The sequence below is a fragment of the Stenotrophomonas sp. AC248 genome, assembly GCF_979258185.1.
The window spans coordinates 1,487,155-1,501,108 of the sequence record NZ_OZ409840.1; the positions used below are offsets into that span (position 1 = coordinate 1,487,155).

12 protein-coding genes are annotated in these 13,954 nt (G+C 66.5%); 5 read left to right on the forward strand and 7 right to left on the reverse strand.

Annotated features, from left to right (window positions below; all coding sequences use genetic code 11):
* The first annotated feature begins 123 nt into the window (after window positions 1-123).
* The 5 genes from ACZ0AE_RS06770 (at window position 124) to ACZ0AE_RS06790 (ending at window position 6,596) form a co-directional block, all read left to right on the forward strand.
* Entirely contained in the window at window positions 124-1,230 is a 1,107-nt protein-coding gene (locus ACZ0AE_RS06770) for a polyamine ABC transporter substrate-binding protein (protein ID WP_038689325.1), read from the forward strand.
* A gap of 184 nt (window positions 1,231-1,414) precedes the next feature.
* Window positions 1,415-2,548: an ABC transporter ATP-binding protein gene (locus tag ACZ0AE_RS06775; RefSeq protein WP_463600683.1), complete on the forward strand. Its 1,134-nt coding sequence runs from the start codon at window positions 1,415-1,417 to the stop codon at window positions 2,546-2,548.
* On the forward strand, window positions 2,545-3,456 hold the full coding sequence (locus tag ACZ0AE_RS06780; RefSeq protein WP_038689321.1) for an ABC transporter permease subunit: 912 nt from the start codon (window positions 2,545-2,547) through the stop codon (window positions 3,454-3,456). The genes ACZ0AE_RS06775 and ACZ0AE_RS06780 overlap by 4 nt, the downstream gene beginning before the upstream one ends.
* On the forward strand, window positions 3,453-4,298 hold the full coding sequence (locus ACZ0AE_RS06785; RefSeq protein WP_463600684.1) for an ABC transporter permease subunit: 846 nt from the start codon (window positions 3,453-3,455) through the stop codon (window positions 4,296-4,298). The genes ACZ0AE_RS06780 and ACZ0AE_RS06785 overlap by 4 nt, the downstream gene beginning before the upstream one ends.
* A 933-nt stretch (window positions 4,299-5,231) precedes the next feature.
* Window positions 5,232-6,596 (forward strand): NAD-dependent succinate-semialdehyde dehydrogenase, encoded by a 1,365-nt coding sequence (locus ACZ0AE_RS06790; RefSeq protein WP_038689317.1) that lies wholly within the window; start codon window positions 5,232-5,234, stop codon window positions 6,594-6,596.
* Window positions 6,597-7,174: 578 nt separating this feature from the next.
* On the opposite strand, the gene ACZ0AE_RS06795 is transcribed toward ACZ0AE_RS06790, so the two are convergent.
* The 7 genes from ACZ0AE_RS06795 to ACZ0AE_RS06825 form a co-directional block, all read right to left on the reverse strand.
* Complete coding sequence (locus ACZ0AE_RS06795) at window positions 7,175-8,173, reverse strand: magnesium and cobalt transport protein CorA (RefSeq protein ID WP_038689315.1); 999 nt, start codon at window positions 8,171-8,173, stop codon at window positions 7,175-7,177.
* Window positions 8,174-8,188: 15 nt separating this feature from the next.
* Window positions 8,189-9,403, reverse strand: a complete 1,215-nt coding sequence (locus ACZ0AE_RS06800; RefSeq protein ID WP_244880247.1) for a lipoprotein N-acyltransferase Lnb domain-containing protein — start codon at window positions 9,401-9,403, stop codon at window positions 8,189-8,191.
* Between the two features lie 62 nt (window positions 9,404-9,465).
* A complete protein-coding gene (locus tag ACZ0AE_RS06805) occupies window positions 9,466-10,347 on the reverse strand; it encodes an HlyC/CorC family transporter (RefSeq protein WP_038689313.1) in 882 nt (293 codons plus the stop codon).
* Window positions 10,348-10,411: 64 nt separating this feature from the next.
* On the reverse strand, window positions 10,412-10,999 hold the full coding sequence (locus ACZ0AE_RS06810; RefSeq protein ID WP_463600685.1) for a hypothetical protein: 588 nt from the start codon (window positions 10,997-10,999) through the stop codon (window positions 10,412-10,414).
* Window positions 11,000-11,030: 31 nt separating this feature from the next.
* Window positions 11,031-11,516, reverse strand: coding sequence for an rRNA maturation RNase YbeY (gene ybeY, locus ACZ0AE_RS06815; protein ID WP_128095419.1), 486 nt, complete (start codon window positions 11,514-11,516; stop codon window positions 11,031-11,033).
* Window positions 11,517-11,572: 56 nt separating this feature from the next.
* A complete protein-coding gene (locus ACZ0AE_RS06820) occupies window positions 11,573-12,439 on the reverse strand; it encodes a hypothetical protein (protein ID WP_463600686.1) in 867 nt (288 codons plus the stop codon).
* A gap of 38 nt (window positions 12,440-12,477) precedes the next feature.
* Window positions 12,478-13,461, reverse strand: a complete 984-nt coding sequence (locus tag ACZ0AE_RS06825) for a PhoH family protein (protein ID WP_038689307.1) — start codon at window positions 13,459-13,461, stop codon at window positions 12,478-12,480.
* Between the last annotated feature and the right edge of the window lie 493 nt (window positions 13,462-13,954).

The window sequence follows — 13,954 nt, forward strand, 5'->3', positions numbered from 1 at the left end:
GCCAGATCCGGCATGGCCGTGAGGGCCATGTGCTGGGAAAATGTGGGCATGCCCGTTAGGCTGGCACCCGTTATGCCGGTCTGGCCGGTTCCCCCATCTCGCACCTGACCTGTGGAGAGTCCGATGAAGCTGCGAATCCTCACCCTCGGCATTGCCGTATCCGTACTCAGCGCCTGTGGCGGCGGCAAGTCCGACGACGACAGCAAGGTGCTGAACGTCTACAACTACAGCGATTACATCGCCGAAGACACCATCCCGAACTTCGAAAAGGCCACCGGCACCAAGGTGACCTACGACGTGTTCGACAGCGACGAAATGGTGGAAACCAAGCTCTTGGCCGGCAACAGCGGCTACGACGTGGTGGTGCCGACGCTGAACTTCTTCGGCCGCCAGATCAAGGCCGGCGTGTTCCTGCCGCTGGACAAGAGCAAGATCCCGAACCTGGCCAACCTCGACCCGGACGTGATGAAGCGCATCGCCCAGCAGGACCCGGGCAACGAGTACGGCGTGCCGTACATGATCGGCACCACCGGCATCGGCTACAACGTGGAGCTGCTCAAGCAGCGCTTCGGTGGCAGCACCGACATCGCCAACAGCTGGGACCTGATCTTCAAGCCCGAAAACATCGCCAAGATGAAGGACTGCGGGATCACCATCCTGGACACGCCGTCGGACATGATCCCGATCGCGCTGCACTACCTGGGCGAGGATCCGCACAGCCAGGACCCGGCCACGCTGCAGAAGGCGGCCGACCTGCTCAAGGGCATCCGCCCCTACGTGCAGAACTTCCACTCCTCGCAGTACGTGGGCTCGCTGGCCAATGGCGGCACCTGCCTGGTGGTGGGCTGGTCGGGTGACATCATCCAGGCCCGCGACCGCGCCGCCGAAGCGGCCAACGGGGTGACCGTGGCCTATTCGATCCCGCGCGAAGGCGCCCCGCAGTGGTTCGACATGCTGGCCATTCCCAAGGATGCCAAGCACCCGGAGGCCGCCTATGCCTTCATCAACTACCTGCTGGAACCGAAGGTGGCCGCGGCCAACACCAACTTCATCCACTACGCCAACCCGGTGACCAAGGCCACCCCGCTGGTGGACGAGGCGATCCGCACCGACCCGACCATCTACCCGCCGGCCGACGTGGCCGCCAAGATGTTCACCTACTCGATCAACACGCCGGAGGTGGACAAGCTCTACACCCGGTTGTGGACCGAGGTGAAGACCGGTCGCTGAGCGGACCTGCGTGCCCCCTGCAACGCCGGCCCCCGGGCCGGCGTTGCCGTTTCCGGACGGGCAGGGCACCGGCCCGGCCGGGCCCATGAACGTCCGGATCCCCGGCGGGGCACAGCATGACGCGGCCACCACCGGTAAAATGCCATCCTCCCCCCGTCCGCTGCCGCTCCTGGAGCCGCCCCCCATGCCATTTGATGCCAAGCCGGAAGGCGAGGTCGTGCCGGTCCTCGAGCCGGGCTATCTGTCCATCCGCGCGCTGCGCAAGGAATTCGACGGCTTCGTCGCGCTCGACGATGTCAGCCTGGACGTGCGCAAGGGCGAAATCTTCGCCCTGCTCGGCGGCTCCGGCAGCGGCAAGTCCACGCTGCTGCGCTGCCTGGGCGGGTTCGAAACCCCCACCAAGGGCAGCATCGAGCTGGATGGCCAGCGCATCAACGACCTGCCGCCGTACCAGCGGCCGATCAACATGATGTTCCAGTCCTACGCGCTGTTCCCGCACATGACGGTGGAACAGAACATCGCCTTCGGGCTGAAACAGGACGGCCTGGCCCGCGATGCGATCCGCACCCGCGTGGGCGAGATGCTGGAGCTGGTGCAGCTGGGCAAGCTGGCCAAGCGCAAGCCGCACCAGCTGTCCGGCGGCCAGCAGCAGCGCGTGGCGCTGGCGCGGTCGCTGGCCAAGGGGCCCAAGCTGCTGCTGCTGGACGAGCCGATGGGCGCGCTGGACAAGAAGCTGCGCTCGCAGATGCAGCTGGAGCTGGTCAACATCATCGAAACCTCGGGCGTGACCTGCGTGATGGTCACCCACGACCAGGAAGAGGCGATGACCATGGCCACCCGCATCGCGGTGATGGACGCCGGCTGGATCCAGCAGGTGGGCAAGCCCGATGAGATCTACGAGCAGCCAGCCAACCGCTTCGTGGCCGAGTTCATCGGCTCGGTGAACCTGTTCGACGGGGTCATCGACGAGGACCTGCCGGAGTACGTCACCGTGCGCACGCCGCTGTTCCCCGCGCCGATCTACGTGGCCCACGGCATCACCGGCTACGAAGGCCAGCCGGTGGCGTTCGCGCTGCGCCCGGAGAAGGTGATGATCGGCAAGGACGAGCCGGCCGGGGACACCAACAAGGCGCGGGGGGTGATCGAGGAGATCGCCTACTTCGGCAGCCATTCGGTGTACCACGTGCGCCTGCCCAGCGGGGCCAAGGTGCTGTCCAACTTCGCCAACTCGCAGCGCTGGGCCAGCGACGGGCTGACCTGGGGCGACAGCGTGTGGGTGTGCTGGCGCGACAACGACGGCGTGGTGCTCACCGCATGAACGCCGCCGTCTGGAAGCGCTGGCTCCCCGGCACCCGCGGCAGTGTGATCGCCGCGCCCTACCTGTGGCTGCTGCTGTTCTTCGCGGTGCCGTTCGTGATCATCCTGATGATCTCGTTCGCGCGCACGCAGGTGGGCTCGCCGCCGTATACCTGGCTGCTGGAATACGTGGACGGGGCGTTCTCGCTGAAGCTCAACCTGGGCAACTACGCGGCGCTGGTGAAGGACAGCCAGTACGTGCTGGCCTACCTGAGTTCGATCAAGATCGCGGTGATCGCCACGCTGTTCACGCTGCTGATCGGTTACCCGATGGCCTACGTGATTTCGCGGATGTCGCCGGCCGCGCGCAACGTGGCGATGATGCTGGTGGTGCTGCCGTCGTGGACCTCGTTCCTGATCCGGGTATATGCGTGGATCGGCATCCTGGACCGCAACGGGCTGCTCAACCAGCTGCTGCTCAAGCTCGGGGTGATCGATGCGCCGTTGCAGATCCTGTACACGCCGACCGCCGCTTACATCGGCATCGTGTACTGCTACCTGCCGTTCATGGTGCTGCCGCTGTACGCCAACCTGGTCAAGCTGGACAACCGCCTGCTGGAGGCGGCCTACGACCTGGGGGCCAAGCCGTGGCAGGCGTTCCTGCGGATCACCTTGCCGTTGTCGCGCACCGGCATCATCGCCGGGTGCATGCTGGTGATGATCCCGGCGGTGGGCGAGTTCGTGATTCCCGAGATGCTGGGCGGTCCGGACACGCTGATGATCGGGCGGGTGCTGTGGGGCGAGTTCTTCAACAACCGCGACTGGCCGACGGCTTCGGCGGTGGCGATCGTGATGCTGCTGTTGCTGCTGGTGCCGATCCTGCTGTTCAACCGGGTCCAGCAGCGTGAGCTGGAAGGGAAGCTGGCATGAGCATGGTGCGCGGCAACCGGTGGCTGAGCTGGTCGGTGTTGGGGCTGGGCTTCGGCTTTCTGTATCTGCCGATCCTGCTGTTGATGATCTATTCGTTCAACGAATCCAAACTGGCCACGGTGTGGTCGGGCTTTTCCACGCGCTGGTATGGGGAGCTGTTCAACAACCGGCAGATTCTGGATGCGCTGTGGATCAGCCTGAAGGTGGCGTTCTGGACGGCCTGTGCGTCGACGGTGCTGGGCACGATGGCGGCGATGGTGATGACGCGTTTCAAGCGGTTCCCTGGCAAGACGGTGTTCGGTGCGCTGATCACCGCGCCGTTGGTGATGCCGGAGGTGATCCTGGGCTTTTCGCTGATGACGCTGCTGGTAGCGATGGGCGGTATTCCCGGCTTTCCGGCACGCGGGGTGACGAGCATCTGGATTGCGCATGTGACGTTTACGCTGTCATTCGTGACGGTGGTGGTGTCGTCGCGGCTGCAGGAGCTGGACCGGTCGCTGGAGGAAGCGGCGATGGATCTGGGGGCGGGGCGGTTGAAGGTGTTTCTGCAGATCACGCTGCCGATCATCGCCCCGGCGCTGGTGGCGGGCTGGTTGTTGGCGTTTACGCTGTCGCTGGACGATGTGGTGATTGCGAGTTTCGTGGCGGGCCCGAGTTCGACGACGCTGCCGATGAAGGTGTTCGCGTCGGTGCGGATGGGGATCAAGCCGGAGATCAATGCACTGGCGACGCTGATGGTGCTGGCGGTGTCGGTCGCGGCGGTGGTGGGGTGGTTCGTGACGGCCCGCGGCGAGAAGCGCCGCCAGCGCGACATGCAGATGGCGTTGCAGGACAAGGGGTGAGGGGGCGCGGCTGTTTGTTGAAGCAACAGCAACAGCAACAGCAACAGCGGGGCTGCATGTTCTGAGTGGCGTCGGCGTGGGTGGGTTGGCGGGACACGCCGTGAATCCATCCTTGGAGGCTCGTGGGCGCCATCCATGGCGCCCAACGGTCCCGCCAACCCACCCACGCCGACGCCCGACAGAATGCCTGCCCTTTTGTTGAAGGCGCAGGGCAACGGCGCAAGGCAGTTGCCGCGTTTTTGGGGAGGGGGAAGCAGGACGGTGTTCCACCGTCCCAGCCGGGCAGAGCCCGGCTCTACCTTTCACGATCCGATCCGCACCGACCCCATCCGTCCCGATCCCATCCGTCCCGATCAGACCCGGTCCGCACCGACCCCATCCGTCCCGATCCGTCCCGATCCGTCCCCATCCGATCCCATCCGATCCCATCCGATCCCATCCGATCCATCCGATCCATCCGATCCATCCGATCCATCCCGACCCGCGCCGCGCCGCGTAGAGCCGGGCTCTGCCCGGCTGCTCTTCTCTCCCCACCAACGCGACAGGCTGCTCTTGCCCCTCAGCGCGGCAACCGGCCAACTGTCCAGGCATGGGGCGGGTGAGTTGACGGGGCCCTGAGCCGCATGGATGCGGCGACGGAGCTTACATGGGTGAAGACGCATTGTTTGCGAGGCACTGCCTCGCATGCGACTGAACGCACAGCCGCCAGCGGCTGGGCCGGGCCGCGGAGCGGGACTTGCAGCGTGCCCCGGCAACTCACCCGCCCCATGCCCGCCCGGAAGAGGCGACTGCCCACGCTCTGGCTTCGCTTTGGCTTGGCTCTGGCACCTGCGACGCCACGTCGCAACCCACTCCCGGCTCGCCGCCAACCCCGGCAACATCCGGATCACAACACCGGGCGCAGAATGGTGGTCTGTCTTCCGGAGTACCACGATGACCGTTGAAATCGTCAATCCCGCGACCGGCCAGGTCACCTACCGCCATGAACTGCTCGATGCCGCCCAGGTTGAACAGCGCCTGGCCGCCGCGGCCGGCGCGTTCCCGGCCTGGTCTGGCCAATCCCTGCAGGCGCGCAGCGCCATCCTGCGTGGCATCGCCGCGCAGCTGCGTACCCGCAAGGACGACATCCAGCGGGCCATGACCAGTGAGATGGGCAAGCTCAAGGCCGAAGCCCTGACCGAAGTGGAGAAGTGCGCGCAGGCTTGCGAGTTCTACGCCGACCATGCCGCCGACTACCTCAAGCCGCAGTTGATCGACACCGAGGCCCAACGCAGCTACGTGCGCTACGAGCCCATCGGCTGCGTGTTCGCCGTGATGCCCTGGAACTTCCCGATCTGGCAGGTGTTCCGCTTCCTCGCGCCGGCCTTCATGGCCGGCAACGTCGCCCTGCTCAAGCATGCCAGCAACGTCCCGCAGTGCGCCGACCTGATCCTGGCCGTATGCCGCGATGGCGGCCTGCCCGCCGGCGTGTTCGACGTCCTGCACATCGACAACGACCAGGCCGCCGACGTGCTGCGCGACAAGCGGGTCAAGGCCGTCACCCTGACCGGCAGCGAACGGGCAGGGCGCTCGATTGCCGCCAATGCAGGTGACCAGCTCAAGAAGTGCGTCATGGAACTGGGCGGCAGCGACGCGTTCGTCGTGCTCGAGGATGCCGATCTCGACAAGACCGTCGCCGCCGCCGTGAAGTCGCGCTTCGACAACAGTGGCCAGACCTGTATCGCCGCCAAGCGCTTCATCGTCGTGGATGCCATCGCCGATGCATTCGTGGAAAAGTTCGTGGCCGCCGCTGCGCAGCGCGTGTACGGCGACCCGCAGGACGAACGCACCACGCTGGCCCCGATGGCCCGCGCTGACCTGCGCGACGAACTGCACAGCCAGGTGCAGGACAGCGTGGCCAAGGGCGCCAAGCTGCTGCTCGGCGGCGAGCCGGTGGCGGGCAGCCATGCCGGCTACCCGGCCACCATCCTGGACAACGTCGGGCCGGGCATGCCGGCCTATGAGGAAGAACTGTTCGGCCCCGCCGCGGCCATCCTGCGCGTGCGCGATGATGCCGAGGCGCTGCGCGTGGCCAACGACACCACCTTCGGTCTGGGGGGCAGCGTCTGGACCGCCGACGCGGTGCGCGGCGAAGCCATCGCCAAGAAGCTGGAATGCGGCGCGGCTTTCGTCAACGCCATCGTCAAAAGCGACCCCCGCCTGCCGTTCGGCGGCAGCAAGCGCTCCGGCTTCGGCCGCGAACTGGCCGACCACGGCATCCATGAGTTCATGAACATCAAAACGGTATACGTGGCCTGATCTGAAGAGGGTAGCGACCAACGGTCGCTACCTACCGACGATCACCCCGAGGTAGAGCCGACCGTTGGTCGGCTACCGTAACGCCGGCATACGTCGCGTATATCCGGCATCGCCAGGAGCCGGCCAGCGGCGGGCACTACCGGACATCGGATCGGTAGAGCCGACCATTGGTCGGCTGCCCGTAACGCCGGCACACGTCGCATATATCCGGCATCGCCGGGAGCCGGCCAGCGGCCGGCACTACCGGACATCGGATCGGTAGAGCCGACCGTTGGTCGGCTACCCATAACGCCAGCACACGTCGCGTACATCCGGCATCGCCGGGAGCCGGCCAGCGGCCGGCACTACCGGGCATCGCATCGTTCAAACCGAGGTAGAGCCGACCGTTGGTCGGCTGCCCGTAACGCCGGCACACGTCGCATATATCCGGCATCGCCAGGAGCCGGCCAGCGGCCGGCACTACCGGGCATCGCATCGTTCAAACCGGGGGTAGAGCCGACCGTTGGTCGGCTGCCCGTAACGACGACATCCTTGACGTACACCCGGCACCGTCGCCCGAAACGGGCGGCCGGCCAACGTCAGAGCCAACGCACCCGCTTGAACAGCCGGTACAACCCCACGCAGATCGCGCCCACGCCGATGATCATCGCCGGGTACGCCCACGGCTGGTCCAACTCCGGCATGTGGGTGAAGTTCATGCCATACCAGCTGGTGATCAGGGTCGGCGCCGCCAACAATGCCGCCCACGCACCCAACCGCTTCACCGTCTCGCCCTGCGCCAGCGTCACCAGCGACAGGTTCACGTTCAGCGCCGTGCCCAGCATCTCGCGCAGGGTGTCGATCACATCGCTGATCCGCACCGCATGGTCATGCACATCGCGCAGGTACAGCTTGACCTCGTCGGGCACCAGCTCGCCCTGGTAGCGCTTGATCTGGGCCAGCATGTCCTGCAGCGGCGCTACCGCCATGCGCATCTTGTTGAGCTCGCGCTTCAGTTCGTACAGCCGCACCACGGTCTGGCGCTTGTAACTGTCCGAGAAAATGTCCTTCTCCAGCAGCTCCAGCGTGTCGCGGTAGCGCTGGGTGATGGGCAGGTAGTTGTCCACCACGAAGTCCAGCACCGCATACAGGCAGTACGACGGCCCCATCGTGCGCAGCAGCTCCGGCTCGCGCTCCACCCGGGCGCGTGGCGCGGCATAGGACAGCGACGCCCCATGGCGGACCGTCACCAGGAAGCGGGGACCAAGGAAGGCATGGGTTTCGCCGTAGGCGATGCGCTCATCCACCATCTGCGCGGTGGTGACCACCACGAACAAGGAGTTGCCATACGACTCCACCTTGGGCCGCTGGTGGGCGTTGCGTGCGTCTTCGATGGCCAGCGAGTGCAGGCAGAATTCTTCCTGCAGCTTCAGCAGCACGCTGTCGGCCGGCTCGTACAAGCCAACCCAGACAAAGCCGTTGCCGCTTTCGATCACATCGCTGATCGCATCCAGGCTGATGTCATGGCGAATGCCCTGATCATCGTAGTGCACGCAGTTGATGACGCAGGGCGGGTTCACGGGTGCGGTACTTTCCATGGGCGGCATCCTGCGTCAGCGGCCCGTGACAGATGCGTCACGACGGCCCAGCGCCCATGCCAGTGCCAGGTGCACCGGCAGCAGCAGCACGATCCACTGCAGGTTGACCTGCGCCTGCAGGCTCAGCCAGTGCAGGACCAGGCCCAGCGACGCCAGCAGCGCCACCGCCCACAGCACCCAGCGGAACCACGCACGCGGGGTGCGCCCGCGCAGCAGCGTGATGGCACCGGGCAGCAACAGCAGGCACAGCGGCGACAGCACCAGCAGGTTGCGGTTGGCCCACGCAGCCTGGTGCGCGCTGAAGCCCCACAGGTAGGTCAGCAACGCACCGGCGATACCGCAGAACAGCCACACCGGCAGCGCGATGCCGCCCAGCAGGCGTCGGCGCGTGCGCAGTGCACACACGCCTGCCGCGGCCAGCAGGCCGCACAGCAGCCAGGGCCACCAGCGGCGCGGGGATTCGGTAGGCTCCGGCGCGATGCGGTGCGGCAGCAGTTCCTGCTCGGCCTGTACCAGCGGGCGGCCTTCGCTGTTGCGCGACTGGCGCAGCGCATCGGCCAGGCGCATCGGCACGAAGGCTTCCTGCCAACGCGACAGCGGCTGATCGGCGAACGGCCCCAGCCCGATGTCGAAGCCCAGCCACATCCACGGCGACGGCGAGGCCAACCGCACCGATTCGCTCCGGTAGGTGTTACCGCGCGAGCGCCCGGACAGCTGCGAATGCAGGCCGCCGCCGAGCGCCTGGTCCACCGCATCGCGGACCATGGTGGCGCAGTTGGCGGTGTAGTAGTCGTAGTGGTAGCGCGCGTTCTCCGGCTTGGCGCGCTCGGCCAGCGAGGCGGCCAGGGCGCGCGCCTGCTGCGGGTCCAGGTCCAGCCACTGGATGCTGGCCCCACGACCGCTCTCACGGTAGTAGGCCATGTCCTCGTCCAGCGGCAGTGCCACCAGGTAGTACATCATCTCGCCGCGCACGAAGCGGCCGATGAAGTCCGCTTCACCCGGATCGAAGTAACCGAAGTTGTAGGAGGTGGCCTGGCCCGTTACCGGGTCCACCACCACCAGCGCGTCGTGACCGAAGCGCTCGAAGAAAATCTCGCCGGGCTGCATGGTCACCACGCCGATGCGCGGTGCCGCCGAGGCGTTCGCGCCGGAGTCAGCCACCGGCACGGTGACGGGGGCCGTCGCATCCTGGGCCAGCGCCGCGAACGGCAGGCTGGCCAGGGTGAGCATCCAGCACAGGAACAACAGGCGGCACGACGGCCACCGCTTCAGCAGGGGCCGCATGGCGTGGATCAATCCTCGTTGTTCGTATCGGCCGGCAGCACGGTCACATGGAACGCCTGCACGCGGCGGGCATCGGCACGCGCCACCCGGAACACGAAGCGGTCCAGGCTGAGCTCGTCGCCGGTTTCGGGCAGGTGGCCGATCGCCTCGGTGACCAGGCCACCGATGGTGTCGTAGTCGTCGTCGGGGAAGCTGGCGCCGAAGCGCTCGTTGAAGTCCTCGATCGCGGTCAGGGCGTCCACCACGTACTGGCCGTCGGCCTGGATGGCGATCTGCGCGGTGTGGTCCTCGGCCTCGTCGTGCTCGTCGTCGATTTCACCGACGATCTGCTCCAGCACGTCCTCGATGGTGACCAGCCCGGCGACACCGCCGTACTCGTCCACCACGATGGCCATGTGGTTGCGCGAGAGCCGGAACTCCTTGAGCAGCACATTGAGCTTCTTGGCTTCGGGGATCAGCACCGCCGGGCGCAGCAGCTCGCGCACGTTGGCCGGGCCGTTGTCGGCAACCACGCCGCGCAGCAGGTCCTTGGCCAGCAGCACGCCAAGGATGTCGTCCTTGTTGTCGCCGTGCACCGGGAAGCGCGAGTGGCCCGATTCGACCACCTGCTTCATCAGTTCAAGGAAGGGCGCTTCGACCGGCAGCGAGACCATCTGCGAACGCGAGATCATCACGTCGCCCACGGTGAGTTCGGCGACGGAAATCGCCCCCTCCATCATGCGCAGGGTATCGGCAGCGATCAGCCCATCATCGTGCGCGGTGTGCAGCACCGCCACGAGCTCGTCGCGGGTGTGGGGTTCGCCGGAGAAGGCAGAGGTCAGGCGTTCGAGCCAGCTGCGCTTCTTTTCGTTCTGCTCCAGGGTGGAGCTACTACTGTCGTCTTCAGACATCTCTGGAAAAAGGGCACCCGGCGAACCGGGCGTTGGATTCAGTCTAGCAGGATGCGGGGCCCTGTCAGCGCCCGCCTGACGGGGCCGCATTCACCGAGGCGGCCGGCGGGGTGGGGGCCGGTGCCGGCGCCTCCTCCTCCGCGGGCAGGTCCAGGCTGTAGGTGCAGCCGGCCAGGGTCTTGCCCGGGTGGCTCTTGACCGTGGACAGGCTCAGGATGATCGATTCGATCATCGGCTCCCCGGTGGTCGGGTCGGTGACATCGCGGCTGACCAGCTCGCGCCCGGCCATGAACTTGCCCGGGTTGTCCACCCCGTCCTCCAGCGCCAGTGTCTTCGCCAGCGGGCGCGGGTCGGCCAGGTCCAGGATCGCCATGATGCTGGCGCCGGCCACCGCCACGTACTCGGTGCGCTGCCCGAACACCGTCAGCGGCGTGGCCAGCCGGAACTCGGTCATGAACTGGTTGCCCTGCGGCAGCGGCTGCAGGCCATTGGCCACTGCCTTGAGCGGGTCGGCCACGACCGGGCCGACCGCCCGGTAGTCGGCCACGCTCTGGCGGCACTCGATCAGCGCGGCCAGGTCCAGCGGGGAGGCCGACGCAGCGGCGGGCAGCAGGGCCAGCAGGCCCAGGCAGAGGGTCTTGAAAGCGGTCATCTGGAATCCGTGGGGAGCCGGGCGGCGCGGCTTACTGCTCGTTGGCGTAGGGGTCGTCGATGCCCAGTTCAGCCAGGATGTCGCGTTCCAGCTGCTCCATGGCCTCGGCTTCCTTGTCGTCCTCATGGTCCCAGCCGAGCAGGTGCAGCACGCCGTGCACGGTCAGGTGCGCGTAGTGGGCATTGAGCGCCTTGTCCTGCTCGGCCGCTTCGCTGGCCACCACCGGCGCGCAGATCACCAGGTCGCCGAGCAGCGGGAACTTCACGCCCTTGGGCAGGCCCTCGGGCACTTCGGCCGGGAAGCTGAGCACGTTGGTGGCGTAGTCCTTGCCGCGGTAGTGCCGGTTCAGCGACTGACCTTCCTTGGCATCGACCAGGCGGATGGCCAGGTCGGCTTCACGGATGCGGCCCTTGAGCGCGGCAGCCACCCACTTGCGGAAGCTCACCGCAGAGGGCAGCCCGGCGCGGGGCAGGGCGTAGCTGACGGCTACATCGAGGCGGACGGGGCCCTTGGTCATGGCGATACCGGTAATTCAGATCAATCAGGAGGGCACAGTATCGCGCGTGCGACGCCTCACTGCGACTTCCAGTCGTCGGCGTCGTAGGCGATCTCGATGACATCGGCGGTGGCACGGCGCTCCTCGATACGCACGGTGCTGGCCGAGCCGTGGCAGTGATACCCCTGTTGCTGGCTGAGCTGGCGGGTAATTGCGTGCATCATCTGCGTATCGGAGGCGTTGGAGTCGACCTGGATGGCGCCGGCGGCGCAGCCGCCAACGTTCTCCACCTGCACCGCCGGCACCAGTGCGCGCGTGGCCTGGTCCGCAAGCGCGTCGAATGCCTCGGCGCCGATGTCCGGCTGCGCGGCCGAGATGCGCACCTTGACGTAGTACAGCTGCTTGTAAAACAGATACGCATTGGAGCGCAGCGGGGCGTCGCCCGGCGCGCGATGCAGTTCCATGCGCAGCTTCTGCCCGTTCACCCCGCCGGCGTTGGCAATGGCGTCGCGCATGACGGCCTCCTCATCGTTGGCCGCCGCCGGGGGTGGCGCAGGGGTAAGCCGGAATGCGTCAGCCGGCCCCAGCGTCTGCTGGCGCGAATAGGTGCCGTCCTTGACGGCATGCTTCATGCCTTCGCCGAACGCCTGCATGCCCTCGATCACTGCGGTATCCGGATCGAGGCGGCCCGCTGCATAGATGTACAGGTTGATCGTCGCTTCGGGGTGATCCTTGGCGCGGTAGAGCAGGCTGGCCCCGGCCAACCGGTTATCCGGATCGAGACTGCTGCGTACCAGGGTGAAATCGCCCACCGACCTGGGGGCGATCACGTAGCTGGTTTCCACATACGGACGCGCGGGGGCGGCCGTTTTTTCAGTGGCCGACGCCGTTGCCGGCACGGCGGCCAGCAGGCAGAGGCACAACAGCACGCAGGTACGATTCATGGCACTTCCTGTGCGACGGGAGTGCCAGCAGTGTACGGCTACTCCGCGCCGGGATTCACCTGCTGCAGGTCGCGCCGGTCGTAGGCGCTGACGATGCGCGCCACCAGCGGGTGGCGGACCACGTCGCGGGCCTCGAAGAAGGTGAAGCTGACCCCGTCCACGTCGCGCAGCACCTCGATCGCGTCGCGCAGCCCGGACTTCACGTGCTTGGGCAGGTCGGTCTGGGTGAGGTCGCCGGTGACCACCGCGGTGGAGCCGAAGCCCAGCCGGGTCAGGAACATTTTCATCTGCTCCACGGTGGTGTTCTGCGCTTCGTCCAGAATCACATAGGCATCGTTGAGCGTGCGGCCGCGCATATACGCAAGCGGCGCGATTTCGATGACATTCTTTTCCAGCAGTTTCAGTACTTTCTCCACGCCCAGCATTTCATACAGCGCGTCGTACAGCGGGCGCAGGTACGGGTCGACTTTCTGGCTGAGATCGCCCGGCAGGAAGCCCAGTTTCTCGCCGGCCTCCACCGCCGGTCGGACCAGGATCAGCCGCTGCACGCGCGACTCGTTCAACGCGTCCACCGCGCTGGCCACGGCCAGGAAGGTCTTGCCGGTGCCGGCCGGGCCGATCCCGAAATTGATGTCGTGGGTGGTGATCTGGTGCAGGTAGCGCGCCTGGTTGGCGCCGCGGCCGCGCACCGTGCCGCGCTTGACCTTGATGGTCACTTCCTGTGCTTCGTAGGCCCGTTCGACCACCTGGTCGACATTGGCCTGGTTCAGGCGCAGGTGGATGGCGTGATTGTCGAAGGTCACCTCCGCCGCTTCGGCGTAGAGCGCTTCGATCAACAGCTGCGCTTCCTCGGCCAGGCGCCGCGGGCCGGTCACGCGGAACACGTGGCCGCGGTTGGCGATTTCCACGCCCAGTTTGAGTTCGATCTGGCGCAGGTGCTCATCGAACGGGCCGGCGAGGTTGGCCAGGCGTTCGTTGTCTTCGGGAGCCAGGGTGAAATCGCGTTGCGAGAGTGCGGTCATTGCGTCTGGCAGCCTTCGATCCAGGGGACCGCGGCCGCAAGCAGGGAAAGGGTCTACAGGGTAGCGCGCAGCCCGTGCAGCCGCCAGACCGGTGCCGGTTGTCCACACCGGGTGTGGGGGAGTCGTTGGCAAAGCTGTGGATATCCCGTGCCAGCCCTTGTGCGACAAGGTTGAACAAGGGCTGGTGAAAAAATGGCCGGTCGCTTCAGGAACAGGACACGCCGCCAGCCCGACCTGTACGCGGCACGCCCTCGGGCACTGGCGCGCTGTAGCCGGTGCATGCCCTGGTGGGGCGTTGGGAATTTGACGATATTTGCGTGGCGGAATCGGCCGGAATTATGTCGTTGGTTATGTTGATGGGCCAAGGCAGACATCCGGCGACGCTTCAGGCCCGCGCGTTCCGTGCGAGTAGGGGTTTTCCTACATTATCGTCAGAGTTGCCCCGGATATCGGGCCGCGACGATTCACTATATTCTTCGTCCATGCAGCTTGG